This window comes from Flavobacterium sp. AG291, assembly GCF_003350375.1.
GTDB lineage: Bacteria > Bacteroidota > Bacteroidia > Flavobacteriales > Flavobacteriaceae > Flavobacterium > Flavobacterium suzhouense.
This window is the reverse complement of record NZ_QQAR01000020.1, coordinates 49,119-69,843: the sequence shown is the minus strand read 5'-3', so window position 1 is coordinate 69,843 and position 20,725 is coordinate 49,119. Positions and strand designations below refer to the sequence as shown.

Below are 20,725 nucleotides of genomic sequence, written 5' to 3'. Positions count from 1 at the left end.
AAATATGGGCATAAAAACCCAGACCGCAGCATAGTTTACTTTTGCTTCCTTCTCATTCATAAATTTAAGATTTATCTAAAAACAAATCTAAAGGACTGCAGCGTAGCGAAGTGGAGAAATCTCTCATCTAATTATAGAGATCTCTCCACTTCATTTCATTCCGGTCAAAATGACATATAACATAATATTTCCGTAACTCTGAATAAAAATTAATGGCTATTTTTGCTGCGTAAAAATGACCATTTATCCATGCAAAATATACCAAGCGTAGATTTACGCGATTTTCTATCAGGAGACGAACAACGCAAGCAAAAATTTGTAAATGAGATTGGTAAAGCCTACGAAGAAATTGGCTTCGTAGCACTAAAAGGCCACTTCCTTGACGATACCCTTGTAGATTCGCTTTACAGCGAAGTACAGCAGTTTTTCAGCCTACCACCGGAAGTTAAGGACAAATACGAGATTCCTGGAATTGGCGGACAACGTGGCTATGTTTCTTTCGGTAAAGAAAAAGCAAAAGGACATACAGCAGGCGACCTTAAGGAGTTCTGGCATTTCGGGCAATACCTCTCTGAGGATTCAACCTATAACGGGCATCCGCATTACCATGATAATGTAGAGGTTACCGAACTTCCTAACTTTAACCCTACAGGAAAAGAAGCCTACAAAATGCTTGAAAAGACCGGCGTTTATGTGTTAAGGGCTTTAGCCATATATCTTGGACTTGACGAATATTATTTTGATAACTATGTAGGAGAAGGCAATAGTATTCTTCGCCCTATCCACTACCCTCCTATCACCCAGGAACCAAAAGATGCTGTACGTGCAGCAGCGCATGGAGACATCAACCTTATCACGCTATTGATGGGTGCTCAGGGACGCGGTTTACAGGTACAGAATCATGACGGAGAATGGATAGACGCTATCGCTGAACCTGATGAACTGGTTATCAATGTTGGCGATATGCTGTCACGTCATACCAACAACAAACTAAAATCGACAATCCACAGGGTTGTAAATCCGCCAAGGGAGTTATGGGGTACATCACGCTACTCTATCCCGTTCTTTATGCACCCGGTAGCAGAAATGAAACTGAACTGCCTTAAAAACTGTATCAGCGAAGAGCAGCCTAAACTTTATGAAGATATTACTGCCGGTGACTTCCTTTATGAGCGACTGGTAGAATTAGGGCTTATCAAAAAATAAAATTATTTTTCATCCATATTAAGAGCATCAGGCAACAGTCTGATGCTTTTTTATTTTTACTTTTGGGATATGAAAAAACTCCTTTTTGCGACAATTTTACTATCAATACTTCTAACATCCTGCGGTACTGAAAAAGAATTTATCATAGACCGTTTTAAAGATTTTCCTGAAGAGATTGACGGTTGTGCCTGTTATTTTTCAGCCAACAAAGAGGATTTTATTAAAGGCGAATATATTTATGCAGATACTTATCACGACCATGCATACATCAGCATCAATGGTAAAATGATGCAGTTCAAATTAAAAAGCTACACTGATGCTGCAGAAGGATATTGGGTAAAGATATATACTAACGACGATTATGAAGTTACTGTTGACAGCGAAGAAGTGTTGCAAAAGAACAGCACCTGGCTTCAAAAAGGACGAATAGCTGTTAAATCGAAGGGGAAAACAATAATTAAAGAAACAATTTACGGCGAATGCGGATGTTAATGCATTTGTTTACATAAATACTATTATGGCAAAGAAATTAAGCAGTTTAGATGATTTAGGTGGATTTGTTTTTTCTACCAATAAAGATTTTGAATTCGAATCAAATAATGAGCAGCAGGAAACTATTCCGAACAACCAGCAAAAACTGGAAGCCCATCTTGATAAAAAGAACCGTGGCGGAAAAGTAGCAACCATCATAAAAGGATTTGAAGGTAATGACGACGACCTGAAAGCTTTAGCAAAACAACTAAAAACGCTTTGCGGCGTAGGTGGCGCAGCCAAAGATGGAGAAATCATAATCCAGGGAAATTTCCGCGATAAGATCATGGATTTCCTGACGAAAGAAGGCTACAAAGTAAAAAGAGTTGGCGGATAAGCTACTCCGATAATATATTACGCCCGTTGGCATACTCTGATGGGCGTTGTCCTAACATCTTATAGAATATATTACTGAAAGTTGGCAAGCTATTATAACCTACAGCCAAAGCCACCTCGCTTACCGGCATAGATTTATCCTGAAGTAACTCTACAGCTCTCAGCATTCTCGAAATAGTAAAGAACTGCATAAAAGACATTCCCAAATCCTTTACAAACAGGCGATGCAGTGTACGGGTACTCAAACCAAATCTTTTTGCTAAATCTTCAAAAGAAATAGCTTCACCGATATGAGAAGCTATATAATCAGTTATTTTTACAAGTCTTGCATCTTTAGCCAAAGGCAATGAAAGCGAGAGATTCTTACCTGAAATATCAGGCAGTAAAACCTTTAGAGCCTTCGCTACTATATAATTCCTGCTACCCTTGTACAAATCTCCTTTCCAGCGATTGGTAAACAGTAACAAATTTAAAAGAAGATCATTAACCGGATAAATCCCCTCTTCTTCATAAAAAGCAACATCTTTTTTTTCAACAGGAAAATATAAATTCCGCATCATTACATCCTCAGAATTAGGGTGAATGCTATGCTTTACGCCAGGTGGAATCCACATATAATGCCGGGCCGGGAGAAAATAGGTGCTTATATCCGTCTTTACATAAGCTATACCACCTTCAACATACAGAAACTGGGCCTTCTTATGATAATGTTGGGGAATAAGAAGTTCACCCATCAAATCATGATGGCAATAAATACTATCTGAATGCTTATCAACCTCCGTTAAGTAATATCTGTCCGTAGCCATACATTCTAATGTCTTAAATGAATAAACAATTGTCTTTTACAAATATACAGCCATTAAAACCTTTTTGTAACATTGTCTTAACATTTTGTAAAAATTAAATTATAGACATGTTTTTTTAAACTATAATCAATTTTTTCAGTAAAAATAATGAATTATGGAAATTGGAAGAATAAAATTTGAAGGCTATAAAAATAGTATCATAACAGCAGATGAGGCCGCTCTCTTATTTGAAAACGGCATGACTGTTGGCTCCAGTGGATTTACTAAAGCCGGCGATAGTAAAGCGGTTTTACCGGCATTTGCAGCCCGTGCAGCACATGAAGAAATAGCCATTACTTTAATAACAGGAGCGTCTTTAGGGCATACTACCGACAGTGATCTTGCCGATGCAAATGCACTACATAAAAGAATGCCGTTTCAGGTAGATCCGGTATTGAGAAAAAAAATAAATGACGGATCAATCTTATTTATTGATCAACACTTAAGCGAAACTGCTGAGCTATTAAACAACAAGCATCTTCCTAAAATGGATCTTGCGATAATTGAAGCATCATCCATAGACGAAAATGGCAATATCATCCCCACTACCTCAATTGGAAACTCAGCCACATTCGCTAAACTTGCCAGCAAAGTAATAATAGAAATAAACACTTCTATTCCCAATAATTTCAATGGAATACACGATATATTAATTCCTGAAAATTATCCAGAAAGAGATATTATCCCAATTACCAAACCCGACTCAAGAATTGGAAAAGGATACATAGCAGTTAATCCGGAAAAGGTTGTTGGAATTGTTTTTACAGAACTACCCGACAGTCCGGCTCAGGTTACTTCAATAGACGAAAAAACCGCCGCTATAGCAAATCACCTTATACACTTTTTTGAAGGAGAAGTAGCTTCAGGACGTCTGACAGACTCGCTCCTACCACTTCAGGCAGGTATAGGAAAAGTAGCCAATGCTGTTTTGTCCGGTTTTTCAAAAGGCAACTTTAAGAACCTTACAATGTACTCCGAAGTACTACAAGATAGTACTTTTGAACTTATAGACTCCGGAAAAATGGATTTTGCTTCAGCATCATCAATTACAGTATCAAAAGCATGTTATGAACATTTGATGCAAAACTTTGAGAACTATAAAGACAAAATCATTCTTCGCCCTCAAAACATCAGTAATGCCCCTGAAGTTATCCGAAGATTAGGAATTATAGCCATCAATACAGCCATAGAATTTGACATCTACGGTAACGTAAACTCTACACACATTAGTGGATCAAAAATGATGAATGGCATTGGCGGTTCGGGTGATTTTGCAAGAAATGCCTATTTGAGCATATTTGTTACCCCTTCTGTTTCAAAAGAAAACAATGCCATTTCACACATCCTGCCTATGGTTTCACATGTTGATCATACCGAACACGATGTGGATATACTGGTTACAGAAAACGGCCTTGCCGATTTAAGAGGGCTTGCCCCAAGAGAAAGAGCAATTCAGATAATTCAGAATTGCGTTCATCCTGACTACAAAGAACAGCTTCAAAGCTATTATGAACGGTCGTGTTTAAGAGGTGGACACACTCCTCATCTACTTGAAGAGGCTTTTTCATGGCATATAAACTACAATAATAACGGCACAATGAAAAATCCTGTTTCTGTAGAACACCAATAAGTTTCCCAATTTGTATTGTTACAAAATCCCTAATCTGTTACTATAGTTTAGGGATTTTTTATGAGGGTAAAAGTTTTGAGGCGACTAATTCTATTATTACCTTTATCCCTTAAAGCTTTGACAAATGACGAAACTCAAAATAGCCGGTGTTCCTGAACATTTTAACTTACCCTGGCATCTATCTATAGAAAATGGTGATTTCTCAAAAAATGGTATTGATTTGCAGTGGACAGATGTACCTGAAGGCACAGGTAAACTTTGTCAGATGCTTCGGGATGGTAGTACTGATATTGCAGTTATTCTTACAGAGGGAATTATAAAAGATATTACTGCCGGTAACGACTCCAAAATCGTGCAGGTTTTTGTTGATTCTCCATTGATATGGGGAATTCACGTAGCATCAGGCTCAAAACATGAAAAACTTTCTGATATTGAACATGGAAAGGTTGCCATTAGCCGTTTTGGATCCGGATCGCATTTGATGGCTATTGTAAATGCTAAAAATGAAGGCTGGGACACAAAAAGTTTGCAATATGAAATCATAAACACGCTTGATGGTGCTATCGAAGGTCTTACTGAAGGACGTGCTGACTATTTTATGTGGGAACATTTCATGACCAAACCCATCGTAGACAAAGGTATCTTCAGGAGAATTGGCGACTGTCCTACTCCATGGCCGTGCTTTGTAATTGCGGTACGTAATGAAGTCCTGAATAATAATCCGGAAGCCATTACGCAGTTATTACAAGTAATAAACAGTAGGATTATTAACTTTAAGGATATTCCAAATATTGACCAGACGCTTGCTGACCGTTATCATCAAAAAATTGAAGATATAAGGGAGTGGCTAAAAATAACGGAATGGTCTCAAAAGAAACTTGAAGAAAATACGTTTGATAAAGTACAAAACCAACTTTTTGAACTAGACATCATAAACAACAAAATTGCATTTGAAACCGCTGTACAATAAAGCTTTATGTTTTATTTACCATAAATGATAAAACTGGATCCCGCCAAGATAAAAGATATAAAATCCAGGCTTCAAATTAAGGAGCCCTGGGCGTCTATTATCATTTTTGCGCTAAACATCCTTATTGCAATACCTTTGTTTATAATAATTCATCAAAATCTTAAAGATCCTGAATGGCCTTTTCATATAGACAGAATTCTTATTGGCATAGTACTTTTGGTGAGTATCCAGTTGGTCTTAAGGCTAATGAAAAACATCCTGATCGTGTCGATCATTTTTTATTTCATAGCTTTAATTTACGGTTCTTTATTTGGAGGATATGGCTTCAATGCCGTTTTTGAAGACTATCGTTCAATGGTTTATACTATGGCAGATGATGCTAACCCGCAAGACATCATTATATCTAAACTATTACCATTCCCTAATAAGTCAAAGATTATTGATGCTGTAGACTACGCTAATCCTAAAGTAAGGAATTTTGCCCTTATGGCTACAACCAAGTATTTTCGGGATGTGAAAGGATACAGGAAACAAAGACGTATGATACAGTGTTTTGCAGTATTTAAAGAGATTCGAAACAGATGGAACTATGTAGACGATCCGAAAGGAAAGGAATACATTGCTTTTGCTTCAGAATCTATCCAGCACTTTTCCGGAGATTGTGACGATCATGCTATATTAATGTCAGCAGCTATCAGAGCTGTAGGTGGAACACCGCGAATAATTCACACAGGAGGCCATTTGTACCCCGAAATGCTGATTGGCAACAAGGCCGACCTTGAAACAGCCAACTATCTGATAAAAGAAGTTCTTTTTGTTGAAGAAAGCCGCGGCAAAGAGATACATTACCACATTGATGAACGAGGCCAGATATGGCTAAATCTTGATTATACGGCTACTTATCCGGGTGGTAGATTTATGAGTGAGGAAATTTTAGGAGCACTGACTTTTAATTAATTACCAAACTATTTCCTGCTTCCCCTTTTGAGACAAAAACTCATTAGTTTTACTAAAATGTTTATTCCCGAACCAATGCCCTTTGTTAGCACTTAAAGGTGATGGGTGACCTGTCTCCAACACTAAATGCTTCAGTTTATCTACACGTGCTCCTTTTTTCTTAGCAAAACCTCCCCATAGCATAAATACTACATCGCTTTTTTCATCAGAAACTTTTTGAATCACAGCGTCCGTAAACGCTTCCCAGCCTTTACCCTGATGACTGTTTGCTTCACCCTGACGTACTGTAAGTACAGCATTAAGTAATAGCACACCTTGGTCAGCCCACCGCTCCAAATTGCCGCTGCCAGGAAAAGGCTTACCTAAATCATTCTGGATTTCCCTGAAGATATTTTGCAATGAAGGCGGAAATGGGATTCCATCACTTACCGAAAAGCACAATCCATTAGCCTGTCCGGGGCCGTGATACGGATCCTGACCAATAATAACAACTTTAGCCTTATCAAAAGGACAATGGTCGAATGCAGAAAATATCTTTTTCCCGGGGGGATAACATGTATTTTGCGAATACTCGTTCTTTACAAAATCAGTCAGATTCTTAAAATATGGTTTTTCAAATTCATCTTTTAAAACTGCATTCCAGGAAGGCTCAATATTTACCTGCATATATATTATTTTTAGCAAATATAGTCAATGCTAACTAAAGGTATAGTTACAATATTAAACTTTAAAAGACACATACAATCCTGACGAATATGTAGTATTTTTGTATAAAATACGTCTACATCAATAATGATCAGCATAAACGAAAAAACTTTAAAAGATTTAGAATTTCATACTGTATTAGAAGCCGTTGCTTCAGGCTGTACAACTGAACCCGGTCATGAAAAAGCACTATTAATTTCTCCTTTCAAAAATAAAGAAGAATTAATGGATTCACTTCTGGAGACTTCTGAATACGTATCATCATTCGACAACAATAATGCACTTCCAAATCACGGTTTTGAACCCATAACCAACGAAGTAAAATTTCTTACCATCGAAGACAGCTATCTGGAAGCAACAGCATTTAGAAAGATTGCAGTCGTTTCTGAAACGGTCAATACGCTTATAAAATTCCTTGAAAAATTCGAAGACTACTACCCTACGCTTAATAAAAAAGCCATAAGTATCGAATATACTAAAGAAATACTTAAGAACATCGACAAAGTAGTTGATAAATATGGTGAAGTTAAAGACGACGCATCACCTGAATTACAAAATATCAGAAGAGAAATAAATCAGGTTAAAACCAAAATTAACCAGAGTTTTGCCTCCGCCCTGACACAATACAACAGCCAGGGATACCTTGATGATATTAAAGAAAGTGTGGTTGAAAACCGAAGAGTTCTTGCTGTACTCGCCATGTACCGACGAAAAGTAAAAGGTTCAATTTTAGGCAGTTCAAAAACAGGAAGCATCGCCTATATAGAACCGGAAGCAACACTAAAATATTCGCGCGAACTCAATAATTTTGAGTTTGAGGAAAAAGAAGAAATAAAACGAATTCTATTGCAACTAAGTAATACTATTCGACCATTCGTTCCTTTATTATTCAAATACCAAGAATTCCTTACTGATATTGATGTGATTTCCGGTAAAGCTAAATATGCCAGAAGAATAAATGCATTGTTACCAAATATCACTCAGGAAAAACGCCTTTATTTCAGAGATGCCTTTCACCCTATTCTTTACTCGAATAACAAACGTAAAGGAGAAGTTACTTACCCACAAACCATTGAGCTAACAGATGACAACAGAATTATTGTTATCTCCGGGCCTAATGCAGGTGGAAAAAGTATTACTCTAAAAACAATAGGATTATTACAGCTGATGCTTCAGAGCGGATTACTTATTCCAGTTCATGAACGAAGTGAGACATTCCTTTTTGACAGAATCCTAACAGATATCGGAGATAACCAATCTATTGAAAATCATCTAAGTACATACAGTTACCGTCTTAAAAACATGAACTACTTCTTAAAGAAGTGTAATGATAAAAGTTTATTCCTTATTGACGAATTTGGTACAGGTTCGGATCCCGAACTTGGTGGTGCACTTGCCGAAGTTTTCCTTGAAGAGTTTTATCATCGAGAGGCCTTCGGAATCATAACCACGCATTATACAAATCTTAAAATGCTGGCCAATGAACTCCCTTTCGCTACAAATGCAAATATGCTTTTTGATGAAAAATCACTTGAACCAATGTACAAACTTATACTTGGACAAGCCGGTAGTTCTTTTACATTTGAAGTAGCTCAAAAAAATGGTATCCCTTATGGATTGATCAACAGAGCGAAGAAAAAGATCGAAGGAAGCAAAGTACGATTTGATAAAACCATTGCAACTCTACAAAAAGAGCGTTCCAAACTGGAAAAAACTTCTCAAACCCTTAAAGAAGAGGAAAGCAAAGCCAGGGAAGAAGGTAAAAAGATGGAAAACATCAATACTAAAATTCAGCAAAAACTGGAAAGCTATCAGGAACTTTTTGACGCAAACCAACGTCTTATCTATATTGGCCAAAAACTTGATGATATAAGTGAGAAATATTTCAACACCAAAAACAAGAAAGAACTGATAGGAGAGTTTTTAAAAATGGTTGAGATTGAAAATTCAAAACGTAAAAAAGCAACCCCAAAAGAAAAGAAACAAAAAGAGATCATTCAGAAACAAATTATTGCTGAAGTAAAAGAAAAGGTTGAAGAAATTCGCCAGGAGAAAAAAGAAAAGAAAATAAAAGCCCAGAAAGAAGAAGCGGAAAAACCAAAAGTAGCTTTAAAAATTGGTGACCGTGTAAGAATGATTGACGGTAAAGCTGTAGGAACACTTGATGCAATTGAAAAGAAGAAGGCTACCGTAAATTACGGACTCTTTACTTCAAAAGTAGATTTAGAATCTCTTGAGCTTGTAGAAAGAAAAAAATAAAGAATAATGAATAATTTACCTGAAAATAAAAAGATAATTCTGTTTGATGGTATATGTAACTTATGCGACAACACCGTGCAATTTATCATAAAACATGATAAAGAGGATATTTTTCGTTTTGTCGCATTACAGTCGGATTTAGGAAAAGAAATAATAAGCCATATCGGACTTGATATATCAAAAACTGACTCTATAGTTTTATATGAACCCGGTCATGCGTATTATTATAAATCACAGGCAGCTTTCGAAATTTCTAAAGGATTAACCGGAATATACCAATGGTTAAGCATTTTTTCAATTTTACCAAAATGGTTAACCGACAAAGTGTATGATTACATAGCCAGAAACAGATATAAATGGTACGGTAAAAAAGATGAGTGTATGCTGCCCACTCCTGAGTTAAAAGCTAAATTTTTATAGATTTTAATTAAATACAAAAACAGCCACTATCATCAAGTGGCTGTTTTTGCAAATAAAAAAGTCCTCACATGGTGAGGACTTTTATTTTATATAAAACTAATTAATTAGTTTTTTACGATTTTCTTAGTAGTAGTACCTTTATCAGAAGTGATAGTCGCCATATAAACACCTGAAGCAAGATCAGAAACGTTTACTGAAGCTGTAGATACACCATCAAATTTAACAGTTTTAACTGTACGACCGTTAAGGTCAACGATAGCTACGTTAGATACAAGAGCATCAACATTAACGTTAACTACGTCATTAACCGGGTTAGGGTAAACTGAAAGGTTAGCAAGAGTGTTATCATTAACACCAGCTACAACACCTTCATCAACTAGGATGTCATCTATTTGTAAAGTACCTAAACCTGAAGTTAAAAGTACAGGCTCTGTTCCTGATTGGTCGTAAACATCAGCATGTACAAAGTAAAGACGAACTTGCTCTCCAGCAAAAGCATCTAATGCAAAGTTAACAGTTTCTACCTCTCCATTCGAAATTGTACCTTCTCCAACTATATATAAATTTTCAAAGTTGTTAGCTGCAAAATCTGATTCAAGAATTGCTAAAATTTGATATCCTAGTAGTGCAGTTGGCTCAGCATCTGGCACTCCAACTTTCATGCTTACATAAGCAGCTTCAATACTTGTTAAATCAACAACTGGAGATAATACAAAGTTAAAATAACCTTCTGCTAGTTCAAAAACAGGCGCTTCTGTAGTACCAGTGTTAATATAGTTATCTGAAAATGCACTTACACCAGTAAATCCAAGAGGATCATTATCAGCATTAAGACCAAAACCGATTTTTACACCATCTTGAGTATCTGTATCTGTGTACCAACCTGTCAGTGCAGTATTTAGGGTTGCTTGATCAGTACCGAAGTCGTTAGATAAAATTTGCGCCTGAGCAGTTAAAAATGAAGCCAATACAAAAGCTCCAGCAAGTAATTGTTTTTTCATGATGATAAATAGTTTTAATTTTTTCCAAAAATAGGAAAAGTTTTGGCATTTACAATAACTTCTTTCAAAATTAACCAAAAAAAAAACAAGGCATTAGACCTTGTTTTTTATAAGTATCTGAAAATTAATTAATTTTTCATTATTTTTTTTGTAGTCATACCTTTATCAGAAGTTATATTCATCATATACATACCTGAAGCAAGGTCAGCTATATTAACTGAAGCATTAGAAACCCCATCAAAACTAACCGATTTCACCGTACGCCCATTAAGATCCGCAATTGAAACTTTTGATATTGATATATTGTCATTACTATCAATATTAATAATATTATTAACTGGATTAGGATAAATAGATAAGTTTGAAGCTAAATTATCATTTAATCCGGCTACATCATCTGCAGTAACACTGAAATCATCAACAGCAAAACCAAACTGATCATTAGAAATACAGTTTATTGAAATATAGACTTGTTGATTAGCATAGGCATCTAAATCATATGTAAATTCTGTCCAGGCATTAGGAGCTGTAACCGATGCACCTGCACTGATAACTGTAAAATCTGCTGTATCTACTCCTGTTGTAGAAACTCCTACTTTAAATTTTTCAGAATATGTTCCGTCACAAGTTTTAGCCCAAAATTTAACGGTATTACCTGTTGCAGCTAATTGAACCTGAGGAGATATAAGCCAGTCATTATTAGCAGCACCTTCAGCTCCGGCAAAAGAAATCATTGATTTATTTCCAGTTCTTGCTGACCAATTAGAAGTTTCTGTTGGTTCTAACGCAGGATCTGTTGCCGCAGAATCAAAAACAATATATGCCATAGGTTCACCTGAATTCTCAAAGGCTGCCCCATTGAAACCATAGGTTACCTGACCATCTGCATCAACCAGAGTCCAGCTTCCTATACCTGTGATTGCAAAAGTGGTATACGTTTCAAAACTGTCCTCAAAAAGAGTTTGTTGTGCATTTGCAGTAAAAAATGAGCCCAATAAAAAAGCTCCTAAAAGTAAATGTTTTCTCATGATTGATAGTTTTTAATTTTCTCAAATCTAATAAAAAAAACTTTACAAGATAAAATTTTATGAGAATTTTTAACACTAAAACCAAACTTCACACAACACTTTAACCTTATACCAAAAAATCAGCTAAAACAAGTGCCGCCATAGCCTCAACTATCGGAACCGCTCTTGGAACCACACAAGGATCATGTCTTCCTTTACCCTGCATTTCTAGAAGGTTTCCATTTTTATCAATTGTCTGCTGCATTTGCATTATCGTAGCTACAGGCTTGAATGCAACCCTGAAATAAATATCCATCCCATTACTTATCCCTCCCTGAATTCCACCCGAAAGATTTGATTTTGTAGAACCATCCGGATTAAAAAGATCATTATGCTCACTACCTCTCATTTTAGCTCCGCAAAAACCACTACCGTACTCAAAACCTTTCACAGCATTGATAGACAACATTGCTTTTCCCAATTCTGCATGTAACTTATCAAAAACAGGATCACCTAATCCTGCAGGCACATTTTGTATCACACAAGTTATTGTCCCCCCAATTGTATCTCCCTCCTTACGAATCTGCCTGATATATTCTTCCATTTTTTGTGCCGTAGCCAGATCAGGGCAACGAACATCATTTGTCTCAGTAAGTGAAAAATCCAGAGCCTGATAGGGTTTATCAATAAAAATTTCTCCCACAGAAGATACAAAAGCATTTATTTTTACTTCAGGCATAAGTTGTTTCGCAATCGCACCACCTACAACCCTACTGATAGTTTCACGTGCAGAACTTCTTCCTCCTCCTCTATAATCCCTGAAACCATATTTTTTATCGTAGGTATAATCTGCATGAGACGGCCTGTAAACATCTTTAAGATGTTCATAATCTCCTGACTTCTGGTTTGTATTCTGAACAACAAAACCAATCGGAGCTCCAGTAGTTTTACCTTCAAAGACACCTGAAAGAAATTCTACCTTATCAGCCTCTTTTCTTTGTGTCACAATTGCAGACTGCCCAGGTCTTCTTCTATCAAGTTCATATTGTATTGCTTCAAAATCTAAAGATACGCCAGAAGGACAACCATCAACAACTCCTCCTATAGCCAGACCATGTGATTCGCCAAATGTTGTAAGCCTAAATTTTTTACCAAATGTATTTCCTGCCATAATATTTTAATTGCTCTTTTAACAAATGTAAGTCCTTCCCTTCTATTACAAAAATAAATACGCAAACACACCCTACATCTTGAGAACATTTTAATAACATTCCCATAAACATACAGTCATACATATATGAGTAATTTGCAGAAGAAAAAACACTCTAATGAAAAAAAGGAATGTTGATCTCGTTGTTTTATCAGATATTCACTTAGGCACTTACGGCTGTCACGCTAAAGAACTTTCCGCCTACCTTTCTACTATTAAACCCAAAACACTTATTCTAAATGGAGATATAATAGATATCTGGCAATTTAGAAAATCCTATTTCCCTAAATCACACCTTAAAGTCGTAAAAAAGCTTTTAGACTTTGCGTCTAAAGGGACGAAAGTATACTACATAACAGGTAATCACGATGAAATGTTACGTAAGTTCAGCGGCACTTCAATGGGAAATTTTTCATTATGCGACAAAGTTGTTCTTGAACTTGATGGAAAAAAAGCATGGTTTTTCCACGGTGATGTTTTTGACAGCTCTGTACACCATGCAAAATGGATCGCTAAACTGGGCGGGATTGGATATGACTACCTAATACTTCTTAACAGATTTGTAAACTGGTGCCTGAAAAAAATGGGAAAAGAACCGTACTCACTATCAAAAAAAATAAAAAGTAGTGTAAAAAAAGCCGTAAAATTCATCTCAGATTTTGAAGAAACTGCATCAGACATTGCGATTGAAAACAACTATGATTATGTAATTTGCGGACATATCCATGAACCGGTAATAACGGTTAAAGAAAACAAAAAAGGTAGCGTTACATATTTGAACTCCGGAGACTGGATTGAAAATCTTACTGCATTAGAATACAATAAAAGAAGATGGAAATTATACCGCCATGCTGAAATGGAACCTATAATCGAGGAAGATTATTTTGAAATGGAAACCAAACTTGACCATCAGCTCATTGCAGCTATGATATTCAATAATAAGTAAACAAAATAACAAATAGTTAGTTATATTAGCAAAAAACTAACTAACATGAAACGAATTTATTTATTAGGAGTATTGAGTCTTTTTGCTATTTCGTGTTCAAACGATGACGACGGAGGAAACAGTAACAATCAAACAGAGAATTTCTTACCTCTCGCAGAAGGTAATTATTGGGTTTATGATGTTCAGGGCACATCATTAAACGGAAGAGACTCTGTTTATTTTTCAGGAGACACTGTTATAAACAATAATACATATAAAAAAGTAAAATCTAAAGACCCTATAGCTACAGGATTCTTTTCAAATGCCATAACTAACAATGGCATACGACAGGAAAATGGAAAAATCTATCTTTCAGGAACTGCAGGATTAAACATCGCGGAAAATTTACCTTTTAGTATAAATATTACTGACTTCATTATTTTTGACGAAAACGCTTCAGCTAATCAGCAGCTTTCCTTGACAGAAGATAGTTTTTCTCAAGACTTAGGAGAATACACCCTACTGTTTGATTATAAATTGTCATCCAAAGCTAAATCACCTTTAACCAATTTTACTTCAGGCAGTGAACAATATTCAACTGTAACCCCTACAGAGATAACTTTAAATCTAAGTATAAAAGTTTCAACAACCATTCAGGGATTCCCAGTGACACTAACTTTAATGGAACCACAAAACGTAGTAGTATCAACACAATATTACGCTGAACAAATCGGAGTGGTAAAAAGTATAACTGATATAACCTACAATCTATCACAATTTCCAGGCGTAGAACTACCCATCCCTGCTACTTCATCAGAACATCAGGAAGAGGTACTTGTAGACTACAATATAGAATAAAGCTTTAACAAAATGATAACTGTTAAAAGTTTAACAAAACACTTTCTTACAAATAAAGTGGATTTATATTTGTTAAATAAATAACCCAGTAAATCATTATGAAAAAATTATTGTTAACTGCTTTAATGCTAGGAGGATTAGCATTTAGCGCACAAGCACAGGAGAAAAATGCATTAGGTCTTCGACTTGGAGACAATGACGGTTTTGGAGGAGAAATCTCTTATCAGAGAAAATTAAGCAGCAACAACAGACTTGAATTAGATTTAGGATGGCGTGATTCAAGAAATTATGATGCTATCAAACTTACAGGTCTTTATCAATGGGTATGGAACATTGAGGGAGGTTTTAACTGGTATGCCGGTGTAGGTGGAGGTCTTGGTTCTTGGGAATTCAATGATGGTGTTCCTGATTACTACGACGGAAATGATGACAGTGGAGTATTTGCATTTGTTGCCGGGGATATAGGTATCGAATATAACTTTGATATACCTCTTCAATTATCACTAGATTTCAGACCTGAATTGTATTTCAACGATTTTAGAGATGATAACTTTGCCGGAGATATCGCCTTAGGAGTTAGATTCAAATTCTAAAAAATATTTATCAATAACCCTGTTTTTCGCAGGGTTTTTTTTTATCTTTAAAAGAAAACCATGAACCAACGCGACACGCAGATTCTCGCACTTAGAGGCGAAGCCATTGGAGAAATATACCCTCAATCCTCTAAAGAAGAAATTTTTCAAAACAAAACTATACGACCAATATTAAAACTACAGAACGACATTTTTGTAGAATCATTCATAAATTATGTAAATAAATCTAAAAGTGATTTTTATCAATATACGATTGAAAAGAAATTCACCTTTATTGACAATGCTGTACATAAAGATATAAAGTTTAGAAATGCACTCAAAGGTATGATCATAGCATTATTTACAATAGAAGAATTTAAAGAGTATATTCAAAACTCTTCGAATCTTAATAAACGAATGATGAATCTGCTCATAGAAAGACTTAAAGATCAGGTCCAGCTCCTTTCTAATCAATAAAAAAGCCTTCTTTACAGAAGGCTTTAATTTTTATTTTTTGAAGTTGGCTATACCAGAGGTAAGCCATGCTTTATATTCCTCAACATTTGGCGTATACGCAACAGGCTCATTTAACTTAGCCTCGTCAGCCGGATTAACCAATACATAGTAAGGTCTTGCATTTGAAGCGTAACGTTCTACTTCAAAATCACTCCATTTCTCTCCTACTGTTGTAATTTCTCTTCCTGATTTAGAAGTAAAAATCTCATTTTCAGGAAGTTTTTTTCTTGAATCACAATAAAGAGAAATAAGTACTACGTCATTTTTAAGAATAGAAAGAACCGCTGGATCAGACCACACATACTCTTCCATTTTTCTACAGTTTACACATGCATGTCCGGTAAAGTCAATCAGAATTGGCTTATTAACCGATTTAGCGTAAGCAAGTCCTTTATCATAATCATGAAAAGCAACAATTCCGTGAACAATATATTCAGCATTAGCCGGCAATTCCGCTTTACCATCAGCAGCACCTGTTCCCCCTGAACCTCCAAAACCAAAAGGAGATTCACTGTAATTTAACGGTGGTGGGAATCCACTTATTACTTTTAACGGAGCTCCCCATAAGCCAGGGATAAGGTAAATAGTAAAGCACAATGACAATACTCCTAAAAGCATTCTTCCTACTGATATAAAAGGAACCGGGCTATCATGAGGAGTAGAAAATTTACCAAATAAATAGAATGTCAGTGTTAAGAATATCCCTATCCAGATTGCAATAAATACCTCTCTTTCTAATATATGCCATTGTTCAACAAGATCAGCATTAGAAAGGAATTTGAAAGCAAGCGCAAGTTCTATAAAACCAAATACAACTTTTACAGTATTTAACCATCCACCTGATTTAGGCAGATTCCCCATAAGATTAGGGAATAATGCAAAAACCATAAATGGCATAGCAAGACCAAGTCCGAAACCTGTAAGTCCAACTGTAAGCAGTATTGCCCCACCCTCAGAAGAAAGTACCGTACCAAATACAAGCCCTAAAGCCGGACCTGTACAAGAGAATGATACAATTATCAGAGTCAGCGCCATAAAGAACACACCTATCAAACCTCCAGAATTAGAAGCATTATCTGCTTTGCTGGCAAGACTGTTAGGCATTGTAATTTCAAAAGCTCCAAAGAATGATATTGCAAACGTTACAAATATTGCAAAGAAGAATAAGTTAAGATATACGTTTGTAGATATGTCTGCAAAAACATTCTCGCTTATACCTTCAAAAATATGAAAAGGAACAGACAGAAGTATATAGATAGCTACAATACAGATACCATAGAATACTGCATTAAAACGACCTTTAGATTTACTGCTGTTTTGCTTAAGGAAAAAGCTTACTGTCATTGGTATCATTGGGAATACACAAGGTGTGAATGTCACAAGTATACCGGCAAGCAGTGTACCTAAAAAGATAGTCCATGGATCTTTAGGCTCTTCTTTATTTTCTTTTGGCGCTTCAGTATTGTTTACAGCAGCGTCCGTAGTTCCTCCTGCTTGTACTTTATCAACAGCATCTGTTTTGGCTGTATCAGAAACCGAAACAGCAGTTTCATCTAAAACAGCAGCGGCAGAAGTAGTTACAGAAGAAAACTTAACCACTTCTTTAGAAGTAAGTGTCTTTACATTGAATTCAAAATTGCTGATTTCCTGTATACAAGACTCCTGACATACCTGATAGTCAATTTTTACCTGTACAAGATCAAGTCCCGGATTGGTAACCTTAACCAATTGTTTCAATTGGAATTTATGATGCCAAAAACTCTCCGTAACACCAAAAATATCACTGTATTTTTGCTCAGGCTTAGTCTCTGACGTTTTTCCTATAGTTTCAAAATTGCCCTTTTTGTTGATAAACTCAACAATCATTGGCAATGAACCGTTTTCATCGGTAAATTGAGAATACACATGCCAACCATCCTCAATAACAGCATCCATGGTCAGTAAGTACTGGTCTGCTGATTTTTTTTCAATTTTTGATTTCCATTTTACAGGATGCACAACTTTAGGACCTTGTGCCTGTGCCGTTAATCCTGAAAATAACAGCACAAAAAAGAATAATAAAACTCCCTTTTTCATTTTATAAAAGCTCAATTTTTAATATAGTGTCTGTTGTATTGCGTATTTTGAATCTGTCATCGGCACGCCTGCCAATAATCCAGATGATTTCATTTCCGGAAGTCAATATCCAGGTATCTTCTTTTTCAGACAGAGACATTTTCTCGTCTTTGAAGAACTTAGATACTTTCTTTTTTTGTCCATTCATACCTAGCGGACAAAAATAATCCCCTTCCTTCCATTTGCGAACAAATAACGGGAATTTTATTAAGTTATTATTAACAAATACAACGTTTTTTGTGGATTCTGATGAAATTTTATCCACTAATTCTAGTTTTATTGTTAATGGCTCATTAATTTGAGAAAGGCCCTCACTAATTTCATAAACTTTCCTGTCACTAGGCTTTAAGGGTTCCAAAATTAAAACAGTCCTATCCTTTAACAGTCTGTAATTAGCTGAAAAAATCTGCTTTCCTGACTGTGCATCAACTAAAGCATAAATATCATCCCATGGTGTAAACCCAAATGGATTAAGCCATTGGTATAAGTATGCTTTAAAATTAGGTAAACGCTTTAATTGCCCGATATCAATATGCTTCTGCCCTTCTTTTTCAGAAACTATCTGCTGATACATTACTATTGCTGCGTCATGTACCAATGAGGCAGATTGCTGGAGATTGTTTATTGTCTGAATAAACGAATCAGTGAATGATGGGTTTAATTCTTTTATTTCAGGAATTATATTGTGTCTAAGCTTATTTCTTAAATACTTATCAGAAGCATTACTACTGTCTTCACGCCACGATATACTATTTTCTGAAGCATATCTTTCAATATTTTCACGTGTAAAAGGCAAGAGTGGACGTATGATATTACCGTTTTGCTGTGGAATGCCCGTCAAACCTTCTATTCCGGTACCCCTTGAAAAGTTTATCAAAAAAGTCTCAATATTATCATCGAGATGATGTGCAGTCAATAAGTAGTCTAAACTATTTTCTTCAAGTAATTCCTGAAACCAGATATAACGAAGCTGCCTGGCCGCCACCTGAATTGATAGTTTATTATCAATAGCAAAAGTCTTTGTATCAAAATGAGTTACAAAAATATTTATTGCATTATCTGACGCATAACTCCTAATGAATTTTTCATCTCCATCGCTCTCTTCTCCTCTCAGTCCAAAGTTACAATGAGCAATGGCTACATCATAATTTAGCTGCTTTAGAAGGTGTACCAAAACAACACTGTCAACACCTCCGCTAACAGCAACAAGCAATTTAGATTCTTTAAAAAAGGGAAAATTTACAGTAAGATGTTCTTTAAATTCTGAAAGCATTTTCAAAGTTAGTGAATTATGTTCGAATTATGACTCAAGTACCGAACGCATCGCACGAGCTTTTAACAAGCACTCCTCGTACTCCGTTTCAGGAATGGCTTTAGAAGTAATGGCACTACCCACCGAAAAAGAAACATAATTATTTAGCTGACTATAAAGTATACTACGTATAACCACATTAAAGTCAAAATTACCTTCGGGCGTAAAATAGCCTACCGCACCACTGTAAACCCCACGCTTAGTTTCTTCAATCTTTTCGATAATGTTCATTGCCGATATTTTTGGTGCACCGGTCATACTACCCATTGGGAATGCAGTCTTAATAACGTCCACAGGAGAATAACCTTCAGCAAGTCTGGAAGTAACCGTAGAAATCAAATGGTGTACCTGTTTGAAAGCATATGTACCGCAAAGCTCTTCAACTTCGACTGATCCTTTTGCCGCTGTACGAGATAAGTCATTTCGAACCAGATCAACAATCATTATGTTTTCAGAACGTTCTTTTTCATTATTATAAAGTTCCTCCTGAATCCTCTTGTCTTCAGCTTCGTCCATACTACGTCTTGCTGTACCCTTTATTGGCTGAGATATTATCTTATCATTCTCTTTACGAATATATCGTTCAGGTGATGCTGACAAGAGGTATTGTTTATAATTCCTAAAGAATACCGCAAAGGGCGGCTCTGAAATTGCATTTAGCCTCTGATAGGTATCAAACGGATTTATATTGGCGTTTTCTGCATAAAATTCCATGCAAAAATTAGCTTCATAAATATCTCCTCTGTGGATATGAGCTAACATATCATTAGCTTTCACTATGTAATCCTCTTTAGATATCCTTTGTTGTATGTTTATTGGAGAACTGATGCCTGAATCCCCTAATTTGTAATTCAAAATTGAATTAATATCCTCTTCAATCTCATCATCGCACATGTTCAGGTACTGCAATTCAAGTTCATTTCCTTTAAGCAGAAACATTTTTTTGGGCTGAAAGAAAAACAGATCAGGAAATCCCAGTCCATCAAAATTATTAGAGGTTAACTCTTCTGTATCATTTTTTAAATCATAGGAAAGGTAGCCAAATAACCAGTCTTTTGTTGTTTGCTGATAAACCTTAAGTTCCTCAAAAGCATTATGATAGTCTGTTTTAATTGAAGTAAAAGCATCAACGGCCAGAACCGCATCATAAGAAGTGTATTGCTGATGGTAATCATTACTATCGAGAAATACTATTTCACGAAATTGTTGTGCCCAGCCCAATAGCTGTTTTTTATACCATTCGGTATTATCGATAGTCAGGATATAGGAAGTTCTCAAGGCTCTAATTTAATATTCCAAAAATACACACAATACAAATAAAATACAAAACCCATTCCTTACGGAATGGGC

At 35.9% G+C, this 20,725-nt stretch carries 20 protein-coding genes; 12 read left to right on the top strand and 8 right to left on the bottom strand.

What is annotated here, in order from left to right:
- Positions 1-249: 249 nt before the first annotated feature.
- The 3 genes from DEU42_RS16885 to DEU42_RS16875 all read left to right on the top strand — a co-directional run bounded on the left by DEU42_RS16885 (position 250) and on the right by DEU42_RS16875 (position 2,074).
- Positions 250-1,206: an isopenicillin N synthase family dioxygenase gene (locus DEU42_RS16885; RefSeq protein ID WP_114759509.1), complete on the top strand. Its 957-nt coding sequence runs from the start codon at positions 250-252 to the stop codon at positions 1,204-1,206.
- A 69-nt stretch (positions 1,207-1,275) separates the two neighbouring features.
- On the top strand, positions 1,276-1,698 hold the full coding sequence (locus DEU42_RS16880) for a hypothetical protein (protein WP_147278150.1): 423 nt from the start codon (positions 1,276-1,278) through the stop codon (positions 1,696-1,698).
- A 25-nt stretch (positions 1,699-1,723) separates the two neighbouring features.
- On the top strand, positions 1,724-2,074 hold the full coding sequence (locus tag DEU42_RS16875; protein ID WP_114759507.1) for a translation initiation factor: 351 nt from the start codon (positions 1,724-1,726) through the stop codon (positions 2,072-2,074).
- 1 nt (position 2,075) lies between these two features.
- Here DEU42_RS16875 and DEU42_RS16870 read toward each other — a convergent pair whose 3' ends face one another.
- On the bottom strand, positions 2,076-2,879 hold the full coding sequence (locus DEU42_RS16870; RefSeq protein WP_114759506.1) for a helix-turn-helix domain-containing protein: 804 nt from the start codon (positions 2,877-2,879) through the stop codon (positions 2,076-2,078).
- 154 nt (positions 2,880-3,033) lie between these two features.
- On the opposite strand from DEU42_RS16870, the gene DEU42_RS16865 reads away from it, so the two are divergent.
- The 3 genes from DEU42_RS16865 to DEU42_RS16855 all read left to right on the top strand — a co-directional run bounded on the left by DEU42_RS16865 (position 3,034) and on the right by DEU42_RS16855 (position 6,475).
- A complete protein-coding gene (locus tag DEU42_RS16865) occupies positions 3,034-4,548 on the top strand; it encodes a succinate CoA transferase (RefSeq protein ID WP_114759505.1) in 1,515 nt (504 codons plus the stop codon).
- A gap of 124 nt (positions 4,549-4,672) precedes the next feature.
- A complete protein-coding gene (locus DEU42_RS16860) occupies positions 4,673-5,518 on the top strand; it encodes a substrate-binding domain-containing protein (RefSeq protein WP_114759504.1) in 846 nt (281 codons plus the stop codon).
- Between the two features lie 24 nt (positions 5,519-5,542).
- Positions 5,543-6,475: a transglutaminase domain-containing protein gene (locus tag DEU42_RS16855; protein WP_114759503.1), complete on the top strand. Its 933-nt coding sequence runs from the start codon at positions 5,543-5,545 to the stop codon at positions 6,473-6,475.
- Here DEU42_RS16855 and DEU42_RS16850 read toward each other — a convergent pair whose 3' ends face one another.
- Positions 6,476-7,141: a uracil-DNA glycosylase gene (locus tag DEU42_RS16850; RefSeq protein ID WP_114759502.1), complete on the bottom strand. Its 666-nt coding sequence runs from the start codon at positions 7,139-7,141 to the stop codon at positions 6,476-6,478.
- A 126-nt stretch (positions 7,142-7,267) separates the two neighbouring features.
- Here DEU42_RS16850 and DEU42_RS16845 point away from each other — a divergent pair, with 126 nt between their 5' ends.
- Both DEU42_RS16845 and DEU42_RS16840 read left to right on the top strand, forming a co-directional pair.
- Positions 7,268-9,439: an endonuclease MutS2 gene (locus DEU42_RS16845; protein ID WP_114759501.1), complete on the top strand. Its 2,172-nt coding sequence runs from the start codon at positions 7,268-7,270 to the stop codon at positions 9,437-9,439.
- A gap of 6 nt (positions 9,440-9,445) precedes the next feature.
- On the top strand, positions 9,446-9,859 hold the full coding sequence (locus DEU42_RS16840) for a thiol-disulfide oxidoreductase DCC family protein (protein ID WP_114759500.1): 414 nt from the start codon (positions 9,446-9,448) through the stop codon (positions 9,857-9,859).
- A 104-nt stretch (positions 9,860-9,963) separates the two neighbouring features.
- Here DEU42_RS16840 and DEU42_RS16835 read toward each other — a convergent pair whose 3' ends face one another.
- The 3 genes from DEU42_RS16835 to aroC form a co-directional block, all read right to left on the bottom strand.
- A complete protein-coding gene (locus DEU42_RS16835) occupies positions 9,964-10,860 on the bottom strand; it encodes a T9SS type A sorting domain-containing protein (protein ID WP_114759499.1) in 897 nt (298 codons plus the stop codon).
- A gap of 128 nt (positions 10,861-10,988) precedes the next feature.
- The gene (locus DEU42_RS16830; RefSeq protein ID WP_114759498.1) at positions 10,989-11,888 is read right to left on the bottom strand and encodes a T9SS-dependent choice-of-anchor J family protein; all 900 of its coding nucleotides are present in this window, start codon (positions 11,886-11,888) and stop codon (positions 10,989-10,991) included.
- Between the two features lie 106 nt (positions 11,889-11,994).
- A complete protein-coding gene (aroC, locus tag DEU42_RS16825) occupies positions 11,995-13,038 on the bottom strand; it encodes a chorismate synthase (RefSeq protein ID WP_114759497.1) in 1,044 nt (347 codons plus the stop codon).
- A 157-nt stretch (positions 13,039-13,195) separates the two neighbouring features.
- Here aroC and DEU42_RS16820 point away from each other — a divergent pair, with 157 nt between their 5' ends.
- The 4 genes from DEU42_RS16820 to DEU42_RS16805 all read left to right on the top strand — a co-directional run bounded on the left by DEU42_RS16820 (position 13,196) and on the right by DEU42_RS16805 (position 15,909).
- Complete coding sequence (locus DEU42_RS16820; protein WP_114759496.1) at positions 13,196-14,023, top strand: UDP-2,3-diacylglucosamine diphosphatase; 828 nt, start codon at positions 13,196-13,198, stop codon at positions 14,021-14,023.
- Positions 14,024-14,068: 45 nt separating this feature from the next.
- Positions 14,069-14,860 carry a hypothetical protein gene (locus tag DEU42_RS16815; protein ID WP_114759495.1) on the top strand — a complete coding sequence of 264 codons (792 nt, stop codon included), beginning with the start codon at positions 14,069-14,071 and terminating at the stop codon, positions 14,858-14,860.
- A 98-nt stretch (positions 14,861-14,958) separates the two neighbouring features.
- Positions 14,959-15,453, top strand: coding sequence for an outer membrane protein (locus DEU42_RS16810; protein ID WP_114759494.1), 495 nt, complete (start codon positions 14,959-14,961; stop codon positions 15,451-15,453).
- A 60-nt stretch (positions 15,454-15,513) separates the two neighbouring features.
- The gene (locus tag DEU42_RS16805; RefSeq protein ID WP_114759493.1) at positions 15,514-15,909 is read left to right on the top strand and encodes a glyoxalase; all 396 of its coding nucleotides are present in this window, start codon (positions 15,514-15,516) and stop codon (positions 15,907-15,909) included.
- Between the two features lie 30 nt (positions 15,910-15,939).
- Here DEU42_RS16805 and DEU42_RS16800 read toward each other — a convergent pair whose 3' ends face one another.
- From DEU42_RS16800 to DEU42_RS16790, 3 genes are read right to left on the bottom strand one after another with little or no spacing between them, the layout of a single operon-like run.
- Entirely contained in the window at positions 15,940-18,024 is a 2,085-nt protein-coding gene (locus DEU42_RS16800; protein WP_114759492.1) for a protein-disulfide reductase DsbD family protein, read from the bottom strand.
- Position 18,025: 1 nt separating this feature from the next.
- Complete coding sequence (tilS, locus tag DEU42_RS16795) at positions 18,026-19,336, bottom strand: tRNA lysidine(34) synthetase TilS (protein ID WP_114759491.1); 1,311 nt, start codon at positions 19,334-19,336, stop codon at positions 18,026-18,028.
- A 27-nt stretch (positions 19,337-19,363) separates the two neighbouring features.
- On the bottom strand, positions 19,364-20,653 hold the full coding sequence (locus DEU42_RS16790; RefSeq protein WP_114759490.1) for an anthranilate synthase component I family protein: 1,290 nt from the start codon (positions 20,651-20,653) through the stop codon (positions 19,364-19,366).
- Positions 20,654-20,725: the final 72 nt, after the last annotated feature.

Excerpts from the sequence above, each read along its gene's own strand:
- DEU42_RS16885 (WP_114759509.1), top strand. The coding sequence starts at position 250 with ATGCAAAATATACCAAGCGTAGATTTACGCGATTTTCTATCAGGAGAC.
- DEU42_RS16880 (WP_147278150.1), top strand. The coding sequence starts at position 1,276 with ATGAAAAAACTCCTTTTTGCGACAATTTTACTATCAATACTTCTAACA.
- DEU42_RS16875 (WP_114759507.1), top strand. The coding sequence starts at position 1,724 with ATGGCAAAGAAATTAAGCAGTTTAGATGATTTAGGTGGATTTGTTTTT.
- DEU42_RS16870 (WP_114759506.1), bottom strand. The coding sequence starts at position 2,879 with ATGGCTACGGACAGATATTACTTAACGGAGGTTGATAAGCATTCAGAT.
- DEU42_RS16865 (WP_114759505.1), top strand. The coding sequence starts at position 3,034 with ATGGAAATTGGAAGAATAAAATTTGAAGGCTATAAAAATAGTATCATA.
- DEU42_RS16860 (WP_114759504.1), top strand. The coding sequence starts at position 4,673 with ATGACGAAACTCAAAATAGCCGGTGTTCCTGAACATTTTAACTTACCC.
- DEU42_RS16855 (WP_114759503.1), top strand. The coding sequence starts at position 5,543 with ATGATAAAACTGGATCCCGCCAAGATAAAAGATATAAAATCCAGGCTT.
- DEU42_RS16850 (WP_114759502.1), bottom strand. The coding sequence starts at position 7,141 with ATGCAGGTAAATATTGAGCCTTCCTGGAATGCAGTTTTAAAAGATGAA.
- DEU42_RS16845 (WP_114759501.1), top strand. The coding sequence starts at position 7,268 with ATGATCAGCATAAACGAAAAAACTTTAAAAGATTTAGAATTTCATACT.
- DEU42_RS16840 (WP_114759500.1), top strand. The coding sequence starts at position 9,446 with ATGAATAATTTACCTGAAAATAAAAAGATAATTCTGTTTGATGGTATA.
- DEU42_RS16835 (WP_114759499.1), bottom strand. The coding sequence starts at position 10,860 with ATGAAAAAACAATTACTTGCTGGAGCTTTTGTATTGGCTTCATTTTTA.
- DEU42_RS16830 (WP_114759498.1), bottom strand. The coding sequence starts at position 11,888 with ATGAGAAAACATTTACTTTTAGGAGCTTTTTTATTGGGCTCATTTTTT.
- aroC (WP_114759497.1), bottom strand. The coding sequence starts at position 13,038 with ATGGCAGGAAATACATTTGGTAAAAAATTTAGGCTTACAACATTTGGC.
- DEU42_RS16820 (WP_114759496.1), top strand. The coding sequence starts at position 13,196 with ATGAAAAAAAGGAATGTTGATCTCGTTGTTTTATCAGATATTCACTTA.
- DEU42_RS16815 (WP_114759495.1), top strand. The coding sequence starts at position 14,069 with ATGAAACGAATTTATTTATTAGGAGTATTGAGTCTTTTTGCTATTTCG.
- DEU42_RS16810 (WP_114759494.1), top strand. The coding sequence starts at position 14,959 with ATGAAAAAATTATTGTTAACTGCTTTAATGCTAGGAGGATTAGCATTT.
- DEU42_RS16805 (WP_114759493.1), top strand. The coding sequence starts at position 15,514 with ATGAACCAACGCGACACGCAGATTCTCGCACTTAGAGGCGAAGCCATT.
- DEU42_RS16800 (WP_114759492.1), bottom strand. The coding sequence starts at position 18,024 with ATGAAAAAGGGAGTTTTATTATTCTTTTTTGTGCTGTTATTTTCAGGA.
- tilS (WP_114759491.1), bottom strand. The coding sequence starts at position 19,336 with ATGCTTTCAGAATTTAAAGAACATCTTACTGTAAATTTTCCCTTTTTT.